Source organism: Enterobacter cancerogenus, assembly GCF_019047785.1.
GTDB lineage: Bacteria > Pseudomonadota > Gammaproteobacteria > Enterobacterales > Enterobacteriaceae > Enterobacter > Enterobacter cancerogenus.
The window spans coordinates 294,893-314,441 of the sequence record NZ_CP077290.1; the positions used below are offsets into that span (position 1 = coordinate 294,893).

Annotated in this window: 19 protein-coding genes; 10 read left to right on the forward strand and 9 right to left on the reverse strand. The window is 56.7% G+C overall.

The features are described 5' to 3' along the window. Nucleotides 1-11: 11 nt before the first annotated feature. Nucleotides 12-1,214 (reverse strand): NAD(P)/FAD-dependent oxidoreductase, encoded by a 1,203-nt coding sequence (locus tag I6L58_RS01385; RefSeq protein WP_088209128.1) that lies wholly within the window; start codon nucleotides 1,212-1,214, stop codon nucleotides 12-14. 200 nt (nucleotides 1,215-1,414) lie between these two features. Between I6L58_RS01385 and I6L58_RS01390 the strand changes: the two genes are divergently transcribed. Further along, nucleotides 1,415-1,921, forward strand: coding sequence for an RrF2 family transcriptional regulator (locus tag I6L58_RS01390; protein ID WP_042320552.1), 507 nt, complete (start codon nucleotides 1,415-1,417; stop codon nucleotides 1,919-1,921). 39 nt (nucleotides 1,922-1,960) lie between these two features. Here I6L58_RS01390 and adhP read toward each other — a convergent pair whose 3' ends face one another. Next, on the reverse strand, nucleotides 1,961-2,971 hold the full coding sequence (adhP, locus tag I6L58_RS01395; RefSeq protein ID WP_088209127.1) for an alcohol dehydrogenase AdhP: 1,011 nt from the start codon (nucleotides 2,969-2,971) through the stop codon (nucleotides 1,961-1,963). 244 nt (nucleotides 2,972-3,215) lie between these two features. On the opposite strand from adhP, the gene I6L58_RS01400 reads away from it, so the two are divergent. Continuing rightward, the gene (locus tag I6L58_RS01400) at nucleotides 3,216-3,815 is read left to right on the forward strand and encodes an inorganic diphosphatase (protein WP_088209126.1); all 600 of its coding nucleotides are present in this window, start codon (nucleotides 3,216-3,218) and stop codon (nucleotides 3,813-3,815) included. A gap of 36 nt (nucleotides 3,816-3,851) precedes the next feature. On the opposite strand, the gene I6L58_RS01405 is transcribed toward I6L58_RS01400, so the two are convergent. The 6 genes from I6L58_RS01405 to I6L58_RS01430 all read right to left on the reverse strand — a co-directional run bounded on the left by I6L58_RS01405 (nucleotide 3,852) and on the right by I6L58_RS01430 (nucleotide 9,856). After that, nucleotides 3,852-5,561 (reverse strand): ABC-F family ATP-binding cassette domain-containing protein, encoded by a 1,710-nt coding sequence (locus tag I6L58_RS01405; RefSeq protein ID WP_088209125.1) that lies wholly within the window; start codon nucleotides 5,559-5,561, stop codon nucleotides 3,852-3,854. A 410-nt stretch (nucleotides 5,562-5,971) separates the two neighbouring features. After that, nucleotides 5,972-7,669 carry an NAD-dependent malic enzyme gene (locus I6L58_RS01410; protein WP_088209124.1) on the reverse strand — a complete coding sequence of 566 codons (1,698 nt, stop codon included), beginning with the start codon at nucleotides 7,667-7,669 and terminating at the stop codon, nucleotides 5,972-5,974. Between the two features lie 173 nt (nucleotides 7,670-7,842). Further along, a complete protein-coding gene (sra, locus tag I6L58_RS01415; protein WP_006175351.1) occupies nucleotides 7,843-7,980 on the reverse strand; it encodes a stationary-phase-induced ribosome-associated protein in 138 nt (45 codons plus the stop codon). A 95-nt stretch (nucleotides 7,981-8,075) separates the two neighbouring features. Next, nucleotides 8,076-8,291 (reverse strand): biofilm-dependent modulation protein, encoded by a 216-nt coding sequence (gene bdm, locus I6L58_RS01420; RefSeq protein WP_042319838.1) that lies wholly within the window; start codon nucleotides 8,289-8,291, stop codon nucleotides 8,076-8,078. A 141-nt stretch (nucleotides 8,292-8,432) separates the two neighbouring features. After that, a complete protein-coding gene (locus tag I6L58_RS01425) occupies nucleotides 8,433-8,954 on the reverse strand; it encodes a VOC family protein (RefSeq protein ID WP_088209123.1) in 522 nt (173 codons plus the stop codon). A gap of 50 nt (nucleotides 8,955-9,004) precedes the next feature. Then, the gene (locus tag I6L58_RS01430) at nucleotides 9,005-9,856 is read right to left on the reverse strand and encodes a Vmh family MBL fold metallo-hydrolase (protein ID WP_088209122.1); all 852 of its coding nucleotides are present in this window, start codon (nucleotides 9,854-9,856) and stop codon (nucleotides 9,005-9,007) included. A 111-nt stretch (nucleotides 9,857-9,967) separates the two neighbouring features. Here I6L58_RS01430 and I6L58_RS01435 point away from each other — a divergent pair, with 111 nt between their 5' ends. The 8 genes from I6L58_RS01435 (at nucleotide 9,968) to dsbG (ending at nucleotide 18,197) form a co-directional block, all read left to right on the forward strand. Then, nucleotides 9,968-10,882, forward strand: coding sequence for a LysR family transcriptional regulator (locus I6L58_RS01435; protein WP_254082143.1), 915 nt, complete (start codon nucleotides 9,968-9,970; stop codon nucleotides 10,880-10,882). A 42-nt stretch (nucleotides 10,883-10,924) separates the two neighbouring features. Beyond that, nucleotides 10,925-11,353 carry an OsmC family protein gene (locus tag I6L58_RS01440; RefSeq protein ID WP_088209120.1) on the forward strand — a complete coding sequence of 143 codons (429 nt, stop codon included), beginning with the start codon at nucleotides 10,925-10,927 and terminating at the stop codon, nucleotides 11,351-11,353. A gap of 126 nt (nucleotides 11,354-11,479) precedes the next feature. After that, nucleotides 11,480-12,961 (forward strand): alpha/beta hydrolase, encoded by a 1,482-nt coding sequence (locus I6L58_RS01445; protein WP_088209119.1) that lies wholly within the window; start codon nucleotides 11,480-11,482, stop codon nucleotides 12,959-12,961. Nucleotides 12,962-13,056: 95 nt separating this feature from the next. Next, nucleotides 13,057-14,268 carry a diguanylate phosphodiesterase gene (locus I6L58_RS01450; protein WP_088209118.1) on the forward strand — a complete coding sequence of 404 codons (1,212 nt, stop codon included), beginning with the start codon at nucleotides 13,057-13,059 and terminating at the stop codon, nucleotides 14,266-14,268. A 100-nt stretch (nucleotides 14,269-14,368) separates the two neighbouring features. Next, nucleotides 14,369-14,746 (forward strand): hypothetical protein, encoded by a 378-nt coding sequence (locus I6L58_RS01455; RefSeq protein WP_088209117.1) that lies wholly within the window; start codon nucleotides 14,369-14,371, stop codon nucleotides 14,744-14,746. Nucleotides 14,747-14,792: 46 nt separating this feature from the next. Further along, nucleotides 14,793-16,817, forward strand: coding sequence for a protein-disulfide reductase DsbD family protein (locus tag I6L58_RS01460; RefSeq protein WP_088209116.1), 2,025 nt, complete (start codon nucleotides 14,793-14,795; stop codon nucleotides 16,815-16,817). Nucleotides 16,818-16,821: 4 nt separating this feature from the next. Further along, a complete protein-coding gene (locus I6L58_RS01465) occupies nucleotides 16,822-17,442 on the forward strand; it encodes a DsbA family protein (RefSeq protein WP_088209198.1) in 621 nt (206 codons plus the stop codon). Then, nucleotides 17,439-18,197, forward strand: a complete 759-nt coding sequence (dsbG, locus tag I6L58_RS01470) for a thiol:disulfide interchange protein DsbG (protein ID WP_088209115.1) — start codon at nucleotides 17,439-17,441, stop codon at nucleotides 18,195-18,197. The genes I6L58_RS01465 and dsbG overlap by 4 nt, the downstream gene beginning before the upstream one ends. A 56-nt stretch (nucleotides 18,198-18,253) precedes the next feature. On the opposite strand, the gene I6L58_RS01475 is transcribed toward dsbG, so the two are convergent. Beyond that, entirely contained in the window at nucleotides 18,254-19,546 is a 1,293-nt protein-coding gene (locus I6L58_RS01475) for a glycoside hydrolase family 10 protein (protein WP_088209114.1), read from the reverse strand. Nucleotides 19,547-19,549: the final 3 nt, after the last annotated feature.

Genomic DNA, 19,549 nt, shown 5'->3' on the forward strand with positions numbered 1-19,549 from the left:
CGGGATACTCCCTACACAAATTTCGCCAGCGGATCGGCCGCCGCAAACGCGACGCTGCGGTCTGCCGCAGGCGGATAAATCAGCTCGTTAGTGATAGCGATTTTGATCTTCTTCGCCTCATCACGCACGGATTTCACCTCCTGCTCCCAGCCTTCGGTGTAGACCGCGCCCCAGCCCCCTAAATCAAGACAGGTCACATAGTTCACCTGACGGTAAGGCAGCGGCGGCTGATTAAGCAGGCTGGCCGCGGCGTTATGGCCCGCAAACTTGCCGAGCTGAATGGCGTGCTGGCAGGTCATCAGCGCCGTATTGCCCACGTCGTCGGTTTTGGCATGCGCCATATCGCCCGTGGCGTAAATATCCGGGTGGGTGGGAACCTGAAGGTTTTCGTTAACGACAAGACGCCCCTGGCTGTCGCGCTCGCCGTCAATCTGCTGGCTAAGGGTGTTTGCCTCTACGCCTGCCGTCCAGACAACGGTAGCAGATGCGATACGCTCGCCGTTTTTCAGCGTGACGCCACCGGCGTCGATGGCTTCAATTTCACTGTTCAAACGCCACTCAATGCCCAGCTCCTCGCTGGCAGCTTCGATGGTATTGCGCAGGGCTTCGCTGTAGCGCCCGCCGATCGCCGCGCCGCGCTCAACTACGATAACTTTAGTCGTTGTCTCGTTACCGAAACGGGCGCGAAGACGGGCAGGCAGTTCGGTCGCCAGCTCAATACCGGTAAAACCACCGCCGCAGACCACAATGGTGTTACGCTCGGGCGTCGAAGGGCGCGCAACCAGTGAATCAAGGTGCTGCTCAAAGACCTGAGCGGATTCCAGCTGGTCGATATCAAACGCATATTCAGCCAGCCCGGCAATCGGTGGGCGTTTGGTCTGGCTACCCGTTGCCAGCACCAGGCGCTCATAGCTCAGGGTCATTTCCTGGCCATTCGCATCGCGCCAGACAACGCTTTTATTATTTGCATCAATACGTTCTGCGCTATCCGCAATGAATTCAATGTCCAGTTCGGCAAAGAGATCGCTCAGCGGCGCAACCAGCGTGGCGACCTTTTCTTCATAAAAGCGGGGACGAACGCGCAACTCCGCGACGGGCGCCAGAACGGCAATCGACAGAGCGTTATTCCCCGTCAGCGCGGACAGGCGAGCGGCACTGACCGCAGCCCACATACCGGAAAAACCACTACCCACAATTAAAATCTGCTTTTTCATCTTCGATCCTTTTGGTCGTCAGGCTGGGTGTCTGACATAACTGCAACTATACTTGTCGGAGTTAACTGCGACAACTTCTTTCTGAGTTAAATTTAAATGGTGCCTAAAATCAGCAGGTTAATCAGATGCGGTGACGATGGCGGTGTTTATCACGTCGAACGCCGCTATAATGACCCGGATAAATGACTTCGGAGTTAATCATGGCGTTTTACAGTTCCGGTGTGGAATACGGCATTCACAGCCTGATGTGCATGGTGGATGCGAAAGGGTGCGAGCGAGAGATGAGCGTCCGGGAGATGGCGGCCCTGCAGGGCGTTCCTTATGACTATCTCGGTAAAATCTTTACGCGCCTGTCGCGCGCCGGGCTGGTGAGCAGTACGGAAGGCAAGGGCGGGGGATTTAAGCTGGCGCGGCCCGCAGAGCTGATCTCCGTCCTGGATGTGGCGCACGCCATCGATGGTGAAAAAAACATGTTTGAGTGCCGCGAAGTACGCCAGCGGCTGGCCGTGTTTGACGAAACGCCGCCCGCGTGGGTGTGCGACGGTCCTTGCGGCGTGCGTTCTGTAATGGACAGCGCGCAGCAGAGGATGGAGGAGGAGTTATCGCGCCACACGATTCTGGATCTTGCGCGCAAGATGTACCGCAAAGCGCCGGACACGTTTCAGATTGAAGTGCAGGAGTGGATTTCCGACAGACGATCTTCATAACAGGCCGGGCAGGCGAGGCCGCCGCCCGGCATCAGACGCTTACGCGCGTAAATCAATTACCATACGGCCACGGATCTGACCTTGCTCCATCTCTTTGAAGATGGCATTGATATCTTCCAGCGGACGCATCGTTACTTTTGGCACCACTTTACCTTCCGCCGCGAACTGGAAGGCTTCAACCAGGTCCTGACGGGTGCCAACCAGCGAGCCCACGACCTGAATGCCGTCGAGCACCAGGCGAGGAATATCAAGGCTCATCGCTTCTGGCGGCAGGCCAACGGCCACCACGCGGCCACCGGCACGCACGGCGTCAACCGCAGAGTTAAACGCCGCTTTCGCGACCGCTGTCACCACCGCAGCATGTGCGCCGCCGGTTTTCTCCTGAATCACTTTTGCCGCGTCTTCGTTACGCGAGTTGATGGTCAGGTCTGCGCCCATGCTGGCAGCCAGCTTCAGCTGCTCGTCATTCACATCAATGGCGATCACCTTCGCGTTGAAGACATTTTTAGCGTACTGCAGCGCAAGGTTGCCCAGACCGCCCAGACCGTAAATCGCAATCCACTGGCCGGGTTTGATTGTCGAAATTTTTACGGCTTTATAGGTAGTGACGCCCGCGCAGGTGATGCTGCTGGCCGCAGCGGAATCCAGTCCGTCCGGGACTTTGACCGCGTAATCCGCCGTGACGATGCACTCTTCTGCCATACCGCCATCAACCGAGTAACCGGCATTTTTCACGCTGCGGCACAGGGTCTCGTTGCCGGCGTTACAGTATTCGCAGTGCCCGCAGCCTTCGAAGAACCATGCCACGCTCGCGCGGTCGCCAACCTTAAGCGAGTTCACGCCCGGGCCAATCTCTTTGACGATACCAATCCCTTCATGGCCGAGAATGACGCCGGTCTTATCGCCAAAATCACCGTTCTTAACGTGAAGGTCGGTATGGCACACCCCACAGCATTCCATTTTCAGCAGCGCTTCGCCGTGCTTGAGAGGGCGTAAGGTTTTTTCGGTGACGTTTACCTGATGATCCTGAGTTACGACAGCAGCTTTCATCTGTTTCTCCTTGTTCATGATGTGCATCTGCATTGCAGGTGTGATACCCATTAAGGATTAAGAGTTTAGCGCGGTAATGCAAGGCGGCCGCAACAGATTGTCATACTTTCATCCGATTTCAGATTAAGAATACAGCGATCCACCCATAATCAGGGGGCCAAAAAAGTGCCAAAAAAACGTCATGGTTCTGTCATGTACCAAACGTAACGTGTTGTCTTCTTGATAACCGAAGAGTTAAAAGACAATGCATCTGGTGAAAAAACTTATCGCAATCAGCGTTCTTCTGTCTGCCTCCGTTCAGGCACAAAATATTCTCGAATTTCCTCAGCCGGAAAACGCCCCCGAAGAATTCTACGCCGTGACCGAAATTCCGGCGGGCGGGATCGTTAAATATGAAACCGACGCTAAAACCGGCTTTATCGTGGCCGATCGTTTTCAGTCGATGCCTGTGGCCTATCCGGCAAACTACGGCTCGCTGACCCAGTCTCTGGCGGGGGATGGCGATCCGCTGGACGTCATTTTCTATACCCGTGCGCCAATGGCTCCGGGCACGCTGATCAAGCTGCGGGCGATTGGCGTGCTGAAGATGGTGGATGGCGGAGATAAGGATGACAAAATCGTTGCGGTACCGGCGAGCAAAATTGACCCTACCTACGACGATATTCACGCGCTAAGCGATCTGCCAAAAATCGAGGTACAGCGCCTTGAGGCCTTTTTCAGGGTCTACAAGCAATTACCGGAAGGGCGTAAAAAGGTGGAGCTGAGCGGTTTCAACGATGCCGCCACCGCGAAGCAGGAGATCAAACAGGCGTGGGATGCCTGGAAAGCGAAAAACCCGCAGTAAAAAATGGGCCCGGCGAGGCTACCGCCGGGCGCAGACTTACAGCTGTGCTTCTATCACCTCAATTTCTTTACGCCACTGTGCCTGTAGCTGCGGCTTTTGATGCTTTGGCTTTCGGGCCAGATCCTCTTCAAGCAGCGTCTCCAGCGTAACCAGCCGTTCAAGCAGATCGTCTGCTGATGAAAGCGTCTGTTCCGCAGGCCGGGATGACGCCGCCTGAGGCGCGATACCCGACGCTTCACGCAGACGCGCAAACACCGCGTCGGCATCGTGCCATTCGGTCAGCATACCGTCCTCAATCAGCCAGAACCGGTTGCAGCTTTGACTGATTAACTGACGATCGTGGCTGACTAACAGCACGCCGCCTGCAAACTGTTGCAGGGTGTCGGCAAGCGCCTCTTTGCCTTCCATGTCCAGGTGGTTGGTCGGCTCATCCAGCATCAGCAGGCTATAGCGGGCAAGCGTCAGGCCAACGAACAACAGGCGAGAACGCTCGCCGCCGCTCAGCGTACTGACTTTCTGCCCGTGACGCGCCCACGGGAACCCGGCGCTGATGAGCGCCATTTTGCGGTTGTGGGGATCGGGCGCAAACGGCTCAAGCGCATCCAGCAGGGATGCCGCGTCCGGCAGCTGATGCAGCGTCTGGTCGTAGTAACCTGGCGAGACGCGGGGATGGAGTTTCAGCCTCGCGTCCGTCAGTTCACCGCGAAAATGCCGCCAGATAAGCTTCATCAGCGATGATTTACCGCAGCCGTTACGTCCCACAATCGCCACCCGGTCGCCGCTTTTAAGCCTGGCCGCCTCGACGCTGAACAGCGCCGGAAGCCCCGGTGCAGGCGGTACCTCAAGGTTTTCCATCTCCAGCAGACGGTCAGCCCGCAGCGCGTCGCCGCGCAGGGTCAAGGTCCACTGGCTGCCCGCCGTGACCTCCGTCTGGCTCTCTTTCAGCCGCTCGACCTGTTTTTCCATCTGTTTCGCTTTACGGGACAGATCCTCGTTGTCGTACACCTTGCCCCAGGTCGCCAGCCGTTTAGCGCTGGCGGCGACGCGGTCGATCTCCTTTTGTTCCGCCTTAAAACGCTGTGCATCGCTTTCGTCTTTTGCTACCAGCGCCCGACGCGCGGCGGTGCAGGGAAGCGCGAAATGGTGGAGCGTTTTATCCCGCAGGATCCAGCTGCCGTTCGTGACGGCATCCAGCAGTTGTCTGTCGTGGGAGACCAGCACAAAGCTGCCGGACCAGTTTTGCAGGAACTGTTCAAGCCACAGCATGGTGGGCAGATCGAGATGGTTACTCGGCTCGTCCAGGAGCAGCAGGTCCGGCTCGCGTATCAACGCCCGCGCCAGCAGCAGGCGGGTATGCTGCCCGCCACTCAGCGTGGCGGATTGCAAGGCCATATCCTGCGCAGAGAAGCCCATGCTGGCCAGCAGCGTTTCGGCCCTCCAGCGCAGGCTTTCGCGCTCGCTCTGCGCAAGCTGCGCCAGAACCGCGTCCAGCATGGTCAGCGGAAACAGGCTCTCTGGAAGATGTTGCTCGATGCGCGCCACCAGGCAACGCCCGGCCAGAGAGACGCTGCCAGCGGCAGGGGAGTCCGTGCCGTCGAGGATCTTCAAAAGCGTGCTTTTGCCACAGCCGTTATCGCCCAGCAGACCAATGCGGTCGCCTTTTTTCAGCGTAAAGGAGAGTGCGTCGAAGAGCGTGCCAAACGCCGTATCAACACGTAAAGATTGTGCAGTGAGGAGTGTGCTCATTGTTGCTTACCCAGGAGTTACAGGCATGTTTATGCCTCGTCAAACATCGCTGACGATAACTCAGTAAGCCCGAGAGAAGGGATTCAGGGGGGTAGTGTCTTCGCTCAAGCCGAAGTTATCGCAGCACGATATCGATAACGCCTGAGCAAGTACGATCACCAAGAGTATGTGAAAAATTAAAAATTTCACAGTACAGCATAACAGGCCTCCTTATATATTCAGTTGGTTAATGGATGAGAGGAGTGTAGCGGGGGAACACACGTTTGGCTAGTGGGGATCTCTGCCACAGGGGAAGGGAGAACACCTGGCCCGTAGGCCCGGTAAGCGAAGCGCCACCGGGCGATTAGGCTGCACTGCGATCGGGTGCCCTGATCCTCTCCCACAGGGAGAGGGCCAGGTCGGAGCGCAGATCAAATTGAAGTACGACGATAGCTGCGGTATTCCGGCTTCCAGTAATTGTCGTCGATGGCCTGTTGCAGCGCATCGGCAGAGGTATTCACCGCCACACCCTGCTGCTGCGCCATTTTGCCTACCGCGAATGCGATGGCACGTGACACCGTCTGAATGTCCTTCAGCTCCGGCAGAACCAGACCTTCGCCGTTGTTCACCAGCGGAGAGTGCTTCGCCAGCGTTTCGCTCGCCGACATGAGCATCTCGTCGGTAATGCGCGACGCGCCAGAGGCGATAACGCCAAGGCCAATCCCCGGGAAGATATAGGAGTTGTTGCACTGGGCGATGGGGTAAAGTTTGTCTTTCCACAGCACCGGCTCGAACGGGCTGCCGGTGGCAACCAGCGCATTGCCTTCGGTCCATGCGATGATGTCCTGCGGGGTGGCCTCCACGCGGGACGTCGGGTTGGACAGCGGCATGACGATAGGACGTTCGCAGTGTTTATGCATCTCGCGAATGATCTCCTCCGTGAAGAGACCCGTCTGACCGGACACGCCGATCAAAATATCCGGCTTAACGTTGCGCACCACGTCCAGCAGGGAGAGCACTTCATTGTCCGTATCCCAGTTTTTCAGCGCGTCTTTTTTCTGTACCAGTTTGGTCTGGAACGGTAGCAGGTTTGGCATGCCGTCGGTCAACAGGCCAAAGCGGTCGACCATAAAGACGCGCGAGCGGGCCAGCTCTTCGCTTAAGCCTTCGCGCTGCGTCTGGGCGATGATCTGCTCGGCGATACCACAGCCCGCAGAACCCGCGCCGAGGAAGACGATTTTTTGATAGCTCAGCTGGCTGCCTGCCGCGCGGCTGGCGGCAATCAGCGTGCCGACGGTGACCGCCGCCGTGCCCTGAATGTCGTCGTTGAACGAGCAGATTTCATCGCGATAGCGGTTGAGCAGCGGCATGGCGTTTTTCTGCGCAAAGTCTTCGAACTGCAGCAGCACGTCCGGCCAACGTTGCTTCACGGCCTGAATGAAATCGTCAACAAACTGATAGTACTCGTCATCGGTAATGCGCGGATGACGCCAGCCCATATACAGCGGGTCGCTCAGCAGCTGCTGATTATTCGTGCCGACATCCAGTACGACTGGCAGGGTATACGCCGGGCTGATGCCCCCGCAGGCGGTATATAACGAGAGTTTCCCGATAGGGATCCCCATTCCGCCGATGCCCTGGTCCCCAAGGCCCAGTATACGTTCGCCGTCGGTCACCACTATCACTTTGATGTTGTGGTTCGGCACGTTCTGCAGAATGTCGTCCATATTGTGACGGTTCGGCCAGGAGATGAAGACGCCACGCGAGCGGCGGTAGATCTCGGAGAAGCGTTCACACGCCGCGCCCACCGTTGGGGTGTAGATCACCGGCATCATCTCTTCGAGATGGTTCTGTACCAGACGGTAGAAAAGGGTTTCGTTGGTGTCCTGGATATTACGCAGGTAGATATGTTTGTCGATTTCCGTTTTGAAACCCTGGTACTGGATCCAGGCGCGATCCGCCTGTTCTTCAATGGTTTCTACCACTTCCGGAAGCAGACCGAGCAGGTTAAAGCTGCTGCGCTCTTCCATGCTGAAAGCGCTGCCTTTGTTCAGCAGGGGGAATTCCAGTAAAACCGGTCCGGCATAAGGGATATATAAGGAACGATGTTTTTTCAGTTTGTTGTCCATGTCACTCACTCTTTTTTGAAGATCCGTCCCTGACACTGCTGTTTGTCATCTTTCTGGCCTGTGCTGCGGGGTGGGGTCGGGCGGTATTATAAAGGAGGTAAATGGTAATTACCGCAAACCATAAAAAAAACACCACCGGGGTGACCGATGGTGTTGTGGATCCTTAACGGGACTTACTTACCTGCGTGGCGTTTTCTGCCGGTAGCGTGGGTGACTTGCTTCTCGCTGTCGCCCTCAATCACCACTTTACGCTGGTTAGAGAGTTTGTAGTCCAGCCCCAGAATGTGGCGTGCCTGACGGTTCGATTTCATATTTACTCCTCAATCCTGTTGATAGTTTTAAGGACAAGTTTGCTTTCGCAAACGAAATGTAACCCCTTAGGTTGCAGATCCAGCATAGCAGATTTTTACAACGGGGCATTACGCCCGCTGACAACATAGTTAATGGTCTGCTGGTAGATGTCACTGAGGATGTCATTGTCTGTGGCTTCCACCCACCGGGTCAGTTCCATCAAAATGTCATCTTCAGTAACAGCACCGTGCTCGGCGTGAAGACCCTGCGCGATTGCGTTGACCAGTTCTGGCTGAGCTGCTGTGGTGTGTGCCGGATAATAAGTAAACATGCTGCCTCCGTGTCGTTGTCTGTTTAATGTTACGGCTTGCAAAATCTTAATTCACAAACAGAGTGACAAATATTTTTCGCGTTGTGGCTCAGATTCGTCCTGGAAATAAAAATATCATTTTCCATAGCACAGAATTAAAATTTAGGGTTTCCAGCGGCGTAATTTTGTCGTTTTTTCAAAAGGCATCGGAGAGGGCCAGGAGATCAATTCCACCACGCTTCCCCACGGGGTCTGGCCATAGCAGAAAGCATTGCCGTCGCCCTGTTCAGCCGGGAACGTGAGCGGCTTGGGTTGGGTAAACATTCCTCCCCCTGCGGCGGTGAAGGCGGAGATGGCTTTTTTAAAATCATCCACATACACGGCAAAGTGCTGGAGGCCAAAGTCGCTGGCGCGGGCGGGGTGACCCTGTTCAGGGCCGTGCATTTCGAACAGTTCAACGCCCGGGCCGTGTGGCATAGCCAGCATACGGATGGCGCGGATTTTTGTGCCGGGAAATAACCTTAATGTTTTTTCCTGCGCGTCATGGTCAATATTTTCACTGCCGGGGTCAACCGAGTGGTATAAAACCGTTGCGTCGAATGCCTGTTTAAAAAAGAGGGTGGCCTGTTCAATATCAGGAACCGTAATACCAATGTGGTCAATACCGCGAACTGACGAAGTCATCATTTCCTCCTGCTATAAAAAAATAAATATAGCAGGAGGTATTCAGTTCATTACCATTTCATCTCGCCGGTATTCACTTTGGCGCTCAGCTCAAGCGAACTCTCTTCTGCAAGCGCGGGGTACACTTTTTTCATTGCAGCGATCGCGCCTGCGGAGTCTTTATGCTCCTCCAGGGTTTTCTCAAACTGGGCCAGATAAGCTTTGGTGAAGTCTATGGCCCCGGTACTGGCTGGCGGCGTACCGAGATAATGCCCCGGGATCACGCGCTCTGGCTGATGCGCGGCCATATTCTCCAGCGTCTGCTGCCATTGCTGACGGCTGGCTTTGGTTTGCGTGTCCGCCGTCCAGACGTGAATACCCCAGGAGACGCCGGTGCCGCCCAGAATCGTTTTGGCCGACGGGATCCACACGTACGCCGCGTAGCTTTCAGGCTCTTCGATATCGACTTTCTCGCCGTCGATCATAAAGGTGTTTGAGGCAATGACCTGCGGCACCACAAGTTTAGCGGGCGCGCCGTCTTTCATCTGGGGTCCCCAGAAGGCGAGCTTGGCCTCTTTCGTGGCGTTGATATGATCAACGACCTGCTGCGTGGCAACCACTTTGGCATTCGGGAAAGCGCTGACCAGCGGCTGCAGGCCGAAGTAGAAATCCGGATCGCCGGAGGTGATCACAATCTTGTTGAGGGTCTTGCCGGTGCGGCGGATTTTTTCCACCAGCGCTTCACCGTCTTTCACGCTGAACTGTGCGTCAAACAGCACAGCCTCTGTCGGCCCGGAGACCAGCGTCGAGGAGACCGCGAAAATACCTTTCTCCTGCGGGTTATAAGTATCAATGGTTAACGGTGCGGCAAAAACCGCTGGGGTGAAGAGGGTGCACAGCAATGCAAGGCGAGTGAGCTTCATCATATTGTCTCTGTTGTTCGGGAAAGACTCTATTGTACGGATTTCACCATTTGCCAGAATTCCTGAAACAAGACATGCTTAGTTTCATAAATCGAGCAGATGGAGCATAAGATGGATCGCGTTATTGCCGCTCAGGTCTATAACCGCATTTGCGAACTGGGGAGCCTGAGCGCGGCGGCACGGGCGCTGGGGATCTCCCGTCCGATGGTGAGTCGTTATCTGGAGCAGATGGAAAAATGGGCGGGAACACGGCTGGTTAACCGCTCAACCCGCAAACTGACGCTGACGGCGGCGGGTGAAAAAGTGCTGCAAAAAACCCGTACGCTCTCGCAAATTTCCCAGGAGATTGAGGACCAGTCTGCGAAAGACTCCCCCGCGGGCACGCTGAGGGTGGCCTGCGCGCATTTTACCGCCATGCAAATTATTTCGCCGGTGCTACCCGGGCTGCTGGCGCGTTATCCCCAGCTGCGTATTGAGCTGGACGTCAACAACCATCCGGTAAGCCTGGTGGGCGAGCGTATCGATGTGGCGATCCGCATCACCGATAATCCTGAGCCAGGCATGATCGCCCGCCGGCTGGGGGAGTGCGATTCGGTACTCTGCGCCTCTCCAGGTTATCTCGCAGAGGCGGGTACGCCGCAACAGCTTGAGGAATTGATGCAGCACAACTGCCTGCACTACAGCTTTTTCGCCGGGCAGTCGTGGCGCTTTGTCAGCCCACAGGGGGAGCTGGTTTCTACAGCGGTAAGCGGCAATCTGAGTGCCAGCATTTCGTCGCTGCTGATGGAGGCGGCCATTAACCACTGCGGCATTGCGATGCTGCCGGAGCGTGAGGCGCGAGATGCCTTACAGACGGGGCAACTGGTGCCAGTGCTGAGCGCCTACACGCCCAAAGCGATCGGGATTTTCGGTATTTATCAGTCGCGTGACTACCAGCCCGCCGCGCAGCGGGTGTTCCTTGATGCGCTGGCTGCATATCTGGCACCCCTGTCAGACTCGTCTGTCTTTCCTGCAGAAAACACATAGCGTCCTATACTTATCTCTTTGTAAGCCAAAAGGAGAGCAAGAATGACGATTCATAAGCACGGTTCAGCACACTGGTCTGGCGACATTAAGCGCGGCAAAGGGACGGTTTCCACAGAGAGCGGCGTCCTTAACCAGCAACCTTACGGCTTTAATACCCGTTTCGAAGGGGAAAAGGGCACTAACCCGGAAGAGCTGATTGGCGCGGCACACGCGGCCTGTTTCTCCATGGCGCTGTCGCTGATGCTGGGCGAAAGCGGCTACACGGCGGATTCCATTGACACCACGGCGAACGTGTCGCTCGACAAGACCGACAGTGGTTTTGCAATCAGCAAAATCGCGCTGAAAAGCAAAGTCACGGTGCCTGGCATCGATCCTCAGCAGTTTGACGGCATCATTCAGAAAGCCAAAGTCGGCTGCCCGGTATCGCAGGTGCTGAAAGCGGAAATCACCCTTGATTACACGCTGAACTAAGTCAGAGCCGGGCGATGCCCGGCTTTTTCCTGTCTCTCATCCGCATTTCATACACCTCATCAATACTCCAGACGTTTCGCTTTTTTGTTAAGATAGTAAAACTGTGATTATCAAAGGGATATCGGCATGGCGAATTTGCCCTGGCGTGTCAGCGTGCGTCTGATCGTTCTTGCAAAAAAAGTGGCAATGGTGCTGGGGATCGTGCTGATTGTGCTCCTCGCGGTGCGGGTTTATCTCTCGCAGCAAGGCCCGGCGCTGCATCTCTGGCATACCTGGCGCGCCGATGAGCTGTCAGCCCCTGAGATGGATAAGGCCACATTTGCGCAGTACCTCTCCCGCGAAAAGGCCATTTTCGCCAGCCTGGATGCTGAGGTAACGTCGAAGACCGACGCGACAGAGCGCACGCCGCTTAACCGCTACGCCCGCCAGAGCCTTGTCTGGCCCGGGCAGTTCACCCCTGATGCCAACCGTTCCATGGTTCTGATGCCTGCCGGGAAACCTCGCGGGGCCGTCGTGCTGTTGCACGGGCTGACGGACTCGCCCTACAGCGTCAGGCATCTGGCCATTCGCTACCAGCAGCACGGCTTTGTGGCGGTGGTGCCGCGTCTGCCCGGTCACGGCACGGCCCCCGGCGCGCTGACGAATGTGGACTGGGAGACGTGGCTGGCCGCCACGCGCCTTGCCGTGCGTGAAGCTACCCGTCTTGGTGGCGATGTTCCGCTGCATCTGGTGGGCTATTCCAACGGCGGGGCGCTGGCGATGAAATACGCCCTCGACGCGCTGGACAACCCGCAGCTTCGTAAACCCCAGCAACTGGTCCTGCTGTCGCCGATGATTGGCGTGACCGCGTTTGCCCGATTTGCCGGGTTAGCCGGGCTACCGGCAATGCTCCCCGCTTTTGCCAAGGCGGCCTGGCTTAACATTTCGCCGGAATATAATCCTTATAAATACAACTCGTTTCCGGTTAACGCCGCGCGTCAGTCCTGGCTGCTGACCCAGGCTCTGCAGCAGCAACTGACCCGCGACAGCAAAGAGAACAGGCTTGATGCACTGCCGCCCGTGCTGGCGTTTCAGTCGGTGATGGATTCCACGGTCAGTACCCGCGCCGTGGTCACCGAATTGTTCGATCGGCTTCCGGCTAACGGCAGCGAGCTGGTGATGTTTGACATCAACCAGGCCGCGAGCTTCCGTCCGTTGTTCAGACCCTCGTCCTGGACCGCCGTCTCTGAACTCCTGCCTCCGGCAGTAAGGCGTTACACTGTCACAGTTATCACGAATGACGGCCCGCACAGTTTCAATACCGTGGCGAAAACCACGCCAGCAGGCCGTACGGCTGAAACGTCCGTGGCGCTGTCGCTGCCTTACCCGCAAGACGTCTACTCGCTGTCGCACGTGGCGGTGCCGTTCCCGCCGGATGACGATCTCTATGGCCGTCAGCCTGAGGTGAAGAACCGCTATGGCATCAGCCTCGGGACCATTGCGCTGTGGGGCGAAACCTCGGTGCTGAGCGTGGGTAAAGAGGCGCTGATGCGCGTCACCTCTAATCCGTTCTACAGCTATATGCAGGGGCGCATTGATACGCTGAGCGAGCCGGCGAAAAGTCATTAAACATTTGCCTGACTTATGTATATGTATTAGTTCAGCCGCTTGCAGTATGCTGGAGCTTCGCTTTCAGCGTTTCTTAACTATCGGGACCCGTTGCTGTGCTGACTACACTCATTTATCGAAGCCGGTTACATTCATCCTGTGATGCCGCTAAGTTGGGCACGCTGGTTGAGCAGGCTAAGATCCGCAATACGGGTCTGAACATCACCGGCATTTTGCTCTCCAGCGGGCATGAAATTCTGCAAATCCTTGAAGGAAAGGAAGAGAGCGTCGTTACGCTTTTCCTCAAGATTCGGGAGGACAAACGCCACTGCGATGTTGTGGAACTGATGCGTGACTATGGTCCGCGCAGACGGTTCGAGCATGTCGGCATGTTGCTGTTTAATTTGCAGGTGCAATCCCCGAAGGACGTTCTCCAGTCGGTGCTGCACTACAGCAAGCTGGAAAGCTATCTCGCCTCCGGGGACCGGGTCTTTAAGTTCATCCAGTCATTTATCAACCGAAAAGGGACGGCAAATCCCGGCACGACATTTGATGCCAGCCAATGGACGCTGTCCCGGGAGCGCGCCCCGTTTGCCACCGACGTGGGCCTGCTGGCCGATCAGTCCTGCCAGTTTGCTCTCCAGCCGATCGTGGAGCCTGCCGAAGGTAAAATCAGCTCCCTCGAGGCCCTGATACGCGGCAACGACGGCGGCAGCCCGGAACATTTCTTTCAGACGCTCGATCCGGAAAAAATCTACGAAGTTGACCTCCAGACAAAAGCTTATGCGTTTGCGCTGGCGGAAAAGCTGGGAATAGGCGGGCATAAAATCGCCGTGAACCTGCTGCCCATGTCACTCGTCAAAGTGCCCGGCGCGGTCGAATTTCTGGTGGATCAAATTAAGATCCACGGGCTTCAGCCGGAGCAGGTGGTGATTGAGGTGACAGAAAACGAGATCATTTCCGGTTTCAACCAGTTTAACAGCGCCATCAAACAGCTCCGGGCAGAGGGCATTGGTCTGGCAATTGACGATTTTGGCTCCGGGTATGCCGGGCTGTCACTGCTGACGAAATTCCAGCCGGATAAACTCAAGATCGACCGCGAGATTGTCAGCGATATCCACCTTAGCGGCCCGAAGCAGGCCATCGTGAAATCGATTGTCAGCTGCTGCACCGATCTGGAAATCACCCTGGTGGCGGAAGGCATCGAGAAGCTGGAAGAGTGGTGCTGGCTCGAATCGGCGGGCATTCGCCGTTTCCAGGGGTTCTTGTTTGCCCGTCCTCAGCTGAACGGCGTAGGGGATATTCACTGGCCGCATATGATGCGCTGACCCGTACATAAACGCGTCGCCCGACAAAACCTTACACGCCGGGGCTTGTAGATTCATCGCTATCGTTTATGATCCAAACGTTCAATCATTATGGAAACTTATGCGCAACCGTCCGCTTCTCGGTAAATGGCTTTTGATAATCACCTGTCTGGCGATGGCGCTTTGCCTGGTTCAGCGGGCGGTCTATCTCAACCATTTTTTGCAGGGGCTGGATCAGCAGGCGCAAACGGTACTGATGACTGACGGGGCGGGTAACACCTCCGACTCAGAGCAGTCTGGCCCATCACCGTGTCAGCTTGGCGCGCACTCCCTGCTGTGCGCCCAGCCGTTGTTCTTCGACGGCGCGCTGCCCGCCATCGTGATTTTCTTCGCGCTGCTGCACCTGGTTACCCAGGCGCGTGCGTGGGTTTACCGGGAACAGCCTGTTCAGGCCCCGCCTCCCCGAATACACCTCAAAAACTGCGTCTTCCGTGAGTGAAAACATCGTTACCACACGATAATTTTCACTAATCACGGAGTAAAACATGTTTAACGTCTTCAGGGGCTTTGTCCTCCTGTTGCTGTCCTGCATTGGCATCGCCCATGCGGCAGATACAGGCTGGTTAACCTCCCCACAAAACGATCACGCCCGGGTTCGCGTCCAGGCGGAAAAGCGCCAGCACGACACAGTGGCATTACTTACCGTCGAGCTGCAGCCCGGCTGGAAAACCTACTGGCGTTCGCCGGGCGAGGGCGGCGTTGCCCCGCAAATTAACTGGCCGAAAGGCGTCCAGGACACCTGGCACTGGCCCGTTCCCTCGCGCTTTGACATCTCGGGCCTGACCACCCAGGGTTTCCACGATAAGGTCGTCATCCCGATGACCCTGACCGGCCTGAACAGCGACACGCTGGATGGCACGCTGACGCTCTCTACCTGTAGCAATGTCTGTCTGCTGACGGACTACAAGCTGCACCTGGATTTCAACGCGCCCGTTGATGCGGGGTTCCAGGACGCATTTGACGATGCCATGCGCGCCATACCGGGGGACTCGGGCGTTTCTTCCCATCTTGAGGCCTGGCTGTCCGGTGACAAACTGGTGGTGACGGGCACGACGGACGGCGAGTGGCATAATCCCGGGATCTACTTTGACCCGCTGGAGGGCGATATCCTGCCCGGCGAGCCGGTGATTAAGCACACCGGCAATCAGCTGCGCGTCACGGTGCCGGTGACCGATGAGTGGGGAGATAAGCCCGCTACGCTTGAAGGAAAAAAACTGTCGTTTGTGCTGACCAACGGCGACAAGGCTCAGGAAACCGTGATGACCGTGGGCGCGGAACCCGCCGCTCAGGGCCGTTCGACGAACCTCTTCAGCATGCTGGCCTTTGCACTGCTCGGCGGGGTGATCCTGAACCTGATGCCCTGCGTACTGCCGGTTATGGGGATGAAGCTGAGCAGCGTGCTGCACGCTGGCTCCGACAGGCGCAAGATCAGGGTACGTTTCCTGGCGACGACCGCCGGTATTCTGACCTCCTTTGCGCTGCTGGCCGCGATGGTGACGGCCCTTAAGCTGACAGGCGCATCGCTCGGATGGGGCATTCAGTTCCAGAATCCCTGGTTTATCGGCCTGATGGTCGCGGTGACATTCATTTTTGCGATGAATTTGTTTGGCGCGTTTGAAATGCTGCTGCCTTCTGCCGCAGCCGGTCGGCTGGCAACGGCGGGTGGCTCAGGCTTAACGGGCAGTTTTTGTGAGGGCGTGTTCGCCACGCTGCTCGCCACGCCGTGCTCCGCGCCATTCCTGGGGACCGCCGTGGCCTTTGCGCTGGCGTCACCCCTGCCGACGCTGTGGCTGATCTTCCTGATGCTTGGCGTGGGGATGAGCTTGCCCTGGCTGTTTGTCGCGCTGATCCCGAAAACCGCCATGCTGCTGCCACATCCGGGTCGCTGGATGAATACGCTCAAGATCATTCTCGGGGCGATGATGCTGGCGTCCAGTCTCTGGCTGGCGACGCTGCTCCAGCAGCATTTAGGTAACGTTATAAGCCACGTCATCATGCTTGCCATGATCGTGGTAGCGATCGTGATTTACGCCCGAATTGGGCAAAAAAACGCGCCGATCTTCTGGTTGGTGGTGATGTCGCTGGCAGTCTTTGGCGGCTACCAGCTGCGTGGGCTGGTGCTCGCTGAGCCTGCTTCCCGGAGCGAGGCCAGTAGAGCAGCGATCCCGTGGCAACCCTTAACCGAGGAGGCTATTCAGCGCGCGCTGGCGCAGGGGAAACGCGTGTTCGTGGACATTTCCGCCGACTGGTGCGTGACCTGCAAGGTCAACGAACATCGGGTATTAAATCAGCCTGAGGTGATTGCCGCCCTGAGTGAGCCGGACGTGGTGGCCCTGCGCGGTGACTGGAGCAAGCCTTCGCCGCTGATTGCCGATTTCCTCGCCAGACGAAACCGCTACGCCATCCCGTTCAACGAGGTTTCCGGCCCCGGCAAGCCCGACGGCGTGATCCTCTCGCCGCTGCTCGATAAACGCGACCTGATCGCCACGCTGAATAACGCCAAAGGTTAACATGATGAAAAAATTAATGATTACACTGCTGCTGCTTTTTACCTCCGTTCAGGCGATGGCCGCAGATGCGCTTACGCCGGAGCAGGCGCAGGAGCAGCGCGCGCAGAAGATCGTCTTTGACTTCTTGTTTAACGATCCGAATTCCCCGCGCATCGGGGCTACTAAACCCCAGCTGACGCTGGTGGTGTTCACCGACTACAACTGCCCCTACTGCAAAAAATTCGATCCTTATCTGGAAAAGATTGTAGAAAAACATCCGGAGGTGGCAGTGGTGTATAAGTTTCTGCCATACCGCGCTGAGAGTTCCGTTACGGCGGCACGTGACGCCTTAACCCTCTGGCGCAGCCATCCCGGGCAATTTATGAAATTTAACGATACTCTGATGGCGAAAAAGGGTTACCACGACAACGCCAGTATTCAGGAGGCCCAGAAACGGGCGGGGGTCAACATCACGACCCCGGATGACGAAAGCCTGGTTACGATCAAACGCAGCCTGTTGATCGCAGAAAAACTCGGTATTCAGGGCACGCCCGCAACGCTCATCGGTGATGTCCTGTTGCCTGGCTGGGTTCCCTATGAACAATTCGATGAAATCGTCAGCGACGCACTCCGGAGAGGAAAATGAAAAAACGACTGTTACTTTCACTGCTGATGGCATCCGGCCTTGCGCAGGCCGCTGAGGCCGTGCCGGAGGTGGTTAAGCACTTCAGCGAGCAGCAAAACATTACGATCATCAAGAAAATCGATGCCCCCGGCGGGGCACCGGCCTGGCTTGGGCAATATCAGGATATGGGCGTGACCCTCTTTTTAACGCCCGACGGCAGGCACGTGATTTCCGGTTATCTGTATGATGAGAAGGGCAAAAACCTCAGCGAGGACTATTTCCAGAAAGAGATCTACGCCCCGCTGGGCCGGGAGATGTGGAAGAAGCTGAACGCCGCGCAGCCGTTGAAAGAGGGGGCGGATACCGCGCCGCGCAAAGTATTCGTGTTCGCCGATCCGTTCTGTCCTTACTGCAAAGCCTTCTGGTCTGCCGCGCAGCCGTGGGTGAAGGCGGATAAGGTTCAGCTGAATACGCTGCTGGTTGCGTTTCTCAACCCTCAAAGCGGGCGTAACGCGTCCCTGATCCTCAATGCCAGGGACCCGGTCAACGCCTGGAAAGAGTATGAGCTTTCCGGTGGCAAAAAATTACCGAAAAACGAGGGCAAGGCGTCGCGTGAGACCGTTGCGCTGTTACAGCAGCATCAGCAGTTAATGGACAGCCTCGGGGCGAATGCCACGCCCGCGATTTATTATCTCAACGCCGATAACGAGCTACAGCAGGTGGTAGGAATGCCGGACGAGAAACAGCTGGAGGCGATGTTCGGGCCTAAACCCTAATCAACTCAGGCAGAAACAGGACGTTTCTGCCTGCCTTTTTTAGCTTAATTTTTGTCTTAACGTCCCCAGCGGCCCCTGAGGTACGTCACCGCGTCCTGCGTCTGAGGCTGATTGAGATAGTCTTCGCGGAACAGAATGGTGCCGTTAACGTTAGGCAGCGAATCGTTCAAATCGAGCTGTTTTTTCAGCTCCGGCACGCCGCCATTCACCGTCCAGTCTGGCTCTTTTTTGGACGGTGCGCCCACCTTATAGAACGCAACGCCGATATACAGGCGAGTATGGGTCGGTTTTACGACGTCGGCCCACCACTTTGTCAGCACGTCATAGCGCGCCGCATCCCGCGAGAATGGCCAGTAGATCTGCGGCGCAATGTAGTCCAGCAGACCTTGCTGCACCCACTGACGCGTGTCAGCGTAGGACTCATCATAAGCCGCCGCCCCGCGCGTGTCGGACCCTGCCGGGTCGTACGAACGGTTGCGCCACACGCCTGCCGGGCTTACGCCAAACTCAACGTCCGGCTTAAGCTGCTTAATGGCTCTGGAGACCTGAACGATAAGCTGATGGGTGTTGTGACGACGCCAGTCTGCTTTCGAACTGAATCCCTGACCATACTGCCGGTAAGTCTGCGCGTCATTCAGGGTTGAGCCGGGCGTTTCGGTATAAAAGTAATCATCAAACTGCACGCCGTCGATGGCATAGTGCGCGACCACCTCGGACACCACCTGGGTTATCCAGTCCCTGACCTCAGGAATGCCGGGGTCGAGCACGAACCGATCGCCGGAAACGCGTACCCACTCGGGGTGCTGCACGTAGACGCTGGAAGGGTGCAGCGATGCGGTGCGGTTGAGTTCGGCAACGGTTGACGGTTTTACGTTGGTGGATACCCGGTAAGGATTGAACCAGGCGTGAACTTTCATACCGCGCTTATGGGCTTCGTCCAGCATAAACTGCAGTGGATCGTAGCCGGGGTATTCGCCAATTTTCCCTGTCAGGGTGTCTGACCATGGCAGGATTTTAGATGACCAGAGCGCGGTGCTGTCGGGCTTCACCTGGAAAAAGACGGTGTTAATGCCGAGGGTGTGGAGCTTGTCGAGCTTATCCGTCAGCGCCCGTTTTTGCTGTGCAACGCGCTGATCGGCATTGAGGGTGTTTACCGACGATACCGGCGGCCAGTCAAGTCGGGAGACCGTCGCCAGCCAGATCCCGCGCATCGGTTCATGAGTCCGTGGCGTCGGTTTATTCGCCGACGGGAGTGGGGTAACCAGTGATTTCGGTGGTTTTGAGGCGCAACTAACAAGTAAAAGTGCACAACCCACCAGCGCACCAATCCGTTTTACATGTTGTGTCATGGA

Bases quoted from the DNA above. Each gene is read 5' to 3' on its own strand.
- sra (WP_006175351.1), bottom strand. From the start codon at position 7,980: ATGAAATCGAACCGTCAGGCACGCCACATTCTGGGGCTGGACTACAAA.
- bdm (WP_042319838.1), bottom strand. From the start codon at position 8,291: ATGTTTACTTATTATCCGGCACACACCACAGCAGCTCAGCCAGAACTG.
- I6L58_RS01385 (WP_088209128.1), bottom strand. From the start codon at position 1,214: ATGAAAAAGCAGATTTTAATTGTGGGTAGTGGTTTTTCCGGTATGTGG.
- I6L58_RS01440 (WP_088209120.1), top strand. From the start codon at position 10,925: ATGACGATTCATAAGCACGGTTCAGCACACTGGTCTGGCGACATTAAG.
- I6L58_RS01410 (WP_088209124.1), bottom strand. From the start codon at position 7,669: ATGGACAACAAACTGAAAAAACATCGTTCCTTATATATCCCTTATGCC.
- I6L58_RS01430 (WP_088209122.1), bottom strand. From the start codon at position 9,856: ATGAAGCTCACTCGCCTTGCATTGCTGTGCACCCTCTTCACCCCAGCG.
- I6L58_RS01465 (WP_088209198.1), top strand. From the start codon at position 16,822: ATGAAAAAATTAATGATTACACTGCTGCTGCTTTTTACCTCCGTTCAG.
- I6L58_RS01400 (WP_088209126.1), top strand. From the start codon at position 3,216: ATGCATCTGGTGAAAAAACTTATCGCAATCAGCGTTCTTCTGTCTGCC.
- I6L58_RS01425 (WP_088209123.1), bottom strand. From the start codon at position 8,954: ATGACTTCGTCAGTTCGCGGTATTGACCACATTGGTATTACGGTTCCT.
- I6L58_RS01455 (WP_088209117.1), top strand. From the start codon at position 14,369: ATGCGCAACCGTCCGCTTCTCGGTAAATGGCTTTTGATAATCACCTGT.
- adhP (WP_088209127.1), bottom strand. From the start codon at position 2,971: ATGAAAGCTGCTGTCGTAACTCAGGATCATCAGGTAAACGTCACCGAA.
- I6L58_RS01460 (WP_088209116.1), top strand. From the start codon at position 14,793: ATGTTTAACGTCTTCAGGGGCTTTGTCCTCCTGTTGCTGTCCTGCATT.
- I6L58_RS01435 (WP_254082143.1), top strand. From the start codon at position 9,968: ATGGATCGCGTTATTGCCGCTCAGGTCTATAACCGCATTTGCGAACTG.
- dsbG (WP_088209115.1), top strand. From the start codon at position 17,439: ATGAAAAAACGACTGTTACTTTCACTGCTGATGGCATCCGGCCTTGCG.
- I6L58_RS01445 (WP_088209119.1), top strand. From the start codon at position 11,480: ATGGCGAATTTGCCCTGGCGTGTCAGCGTGCGTCTGATCGTTCTTGCA.
- I6L58_RS01405 (WP_088209125.1), bottom strand. From the start codon at position 5,561: ATGAGCACACTCCTCACTGCACAATCTTTACGTGTTGATACGGCGTTT.
- I6L58_RS01475 (WP_088209114.1), bottom strand. From the start codon at position 19,546: ATGACACAACATGTAAAACGGATTGGTGCGCTGGTGGGTTGTGCACTT.
- I6L58_RS01390 (WP_042320552.1), top strand. From the start codon at position 1,415: ATGGCGTTTTACAGTTCCGGTGTGGAATACGGCATTCACAGCCTGATG.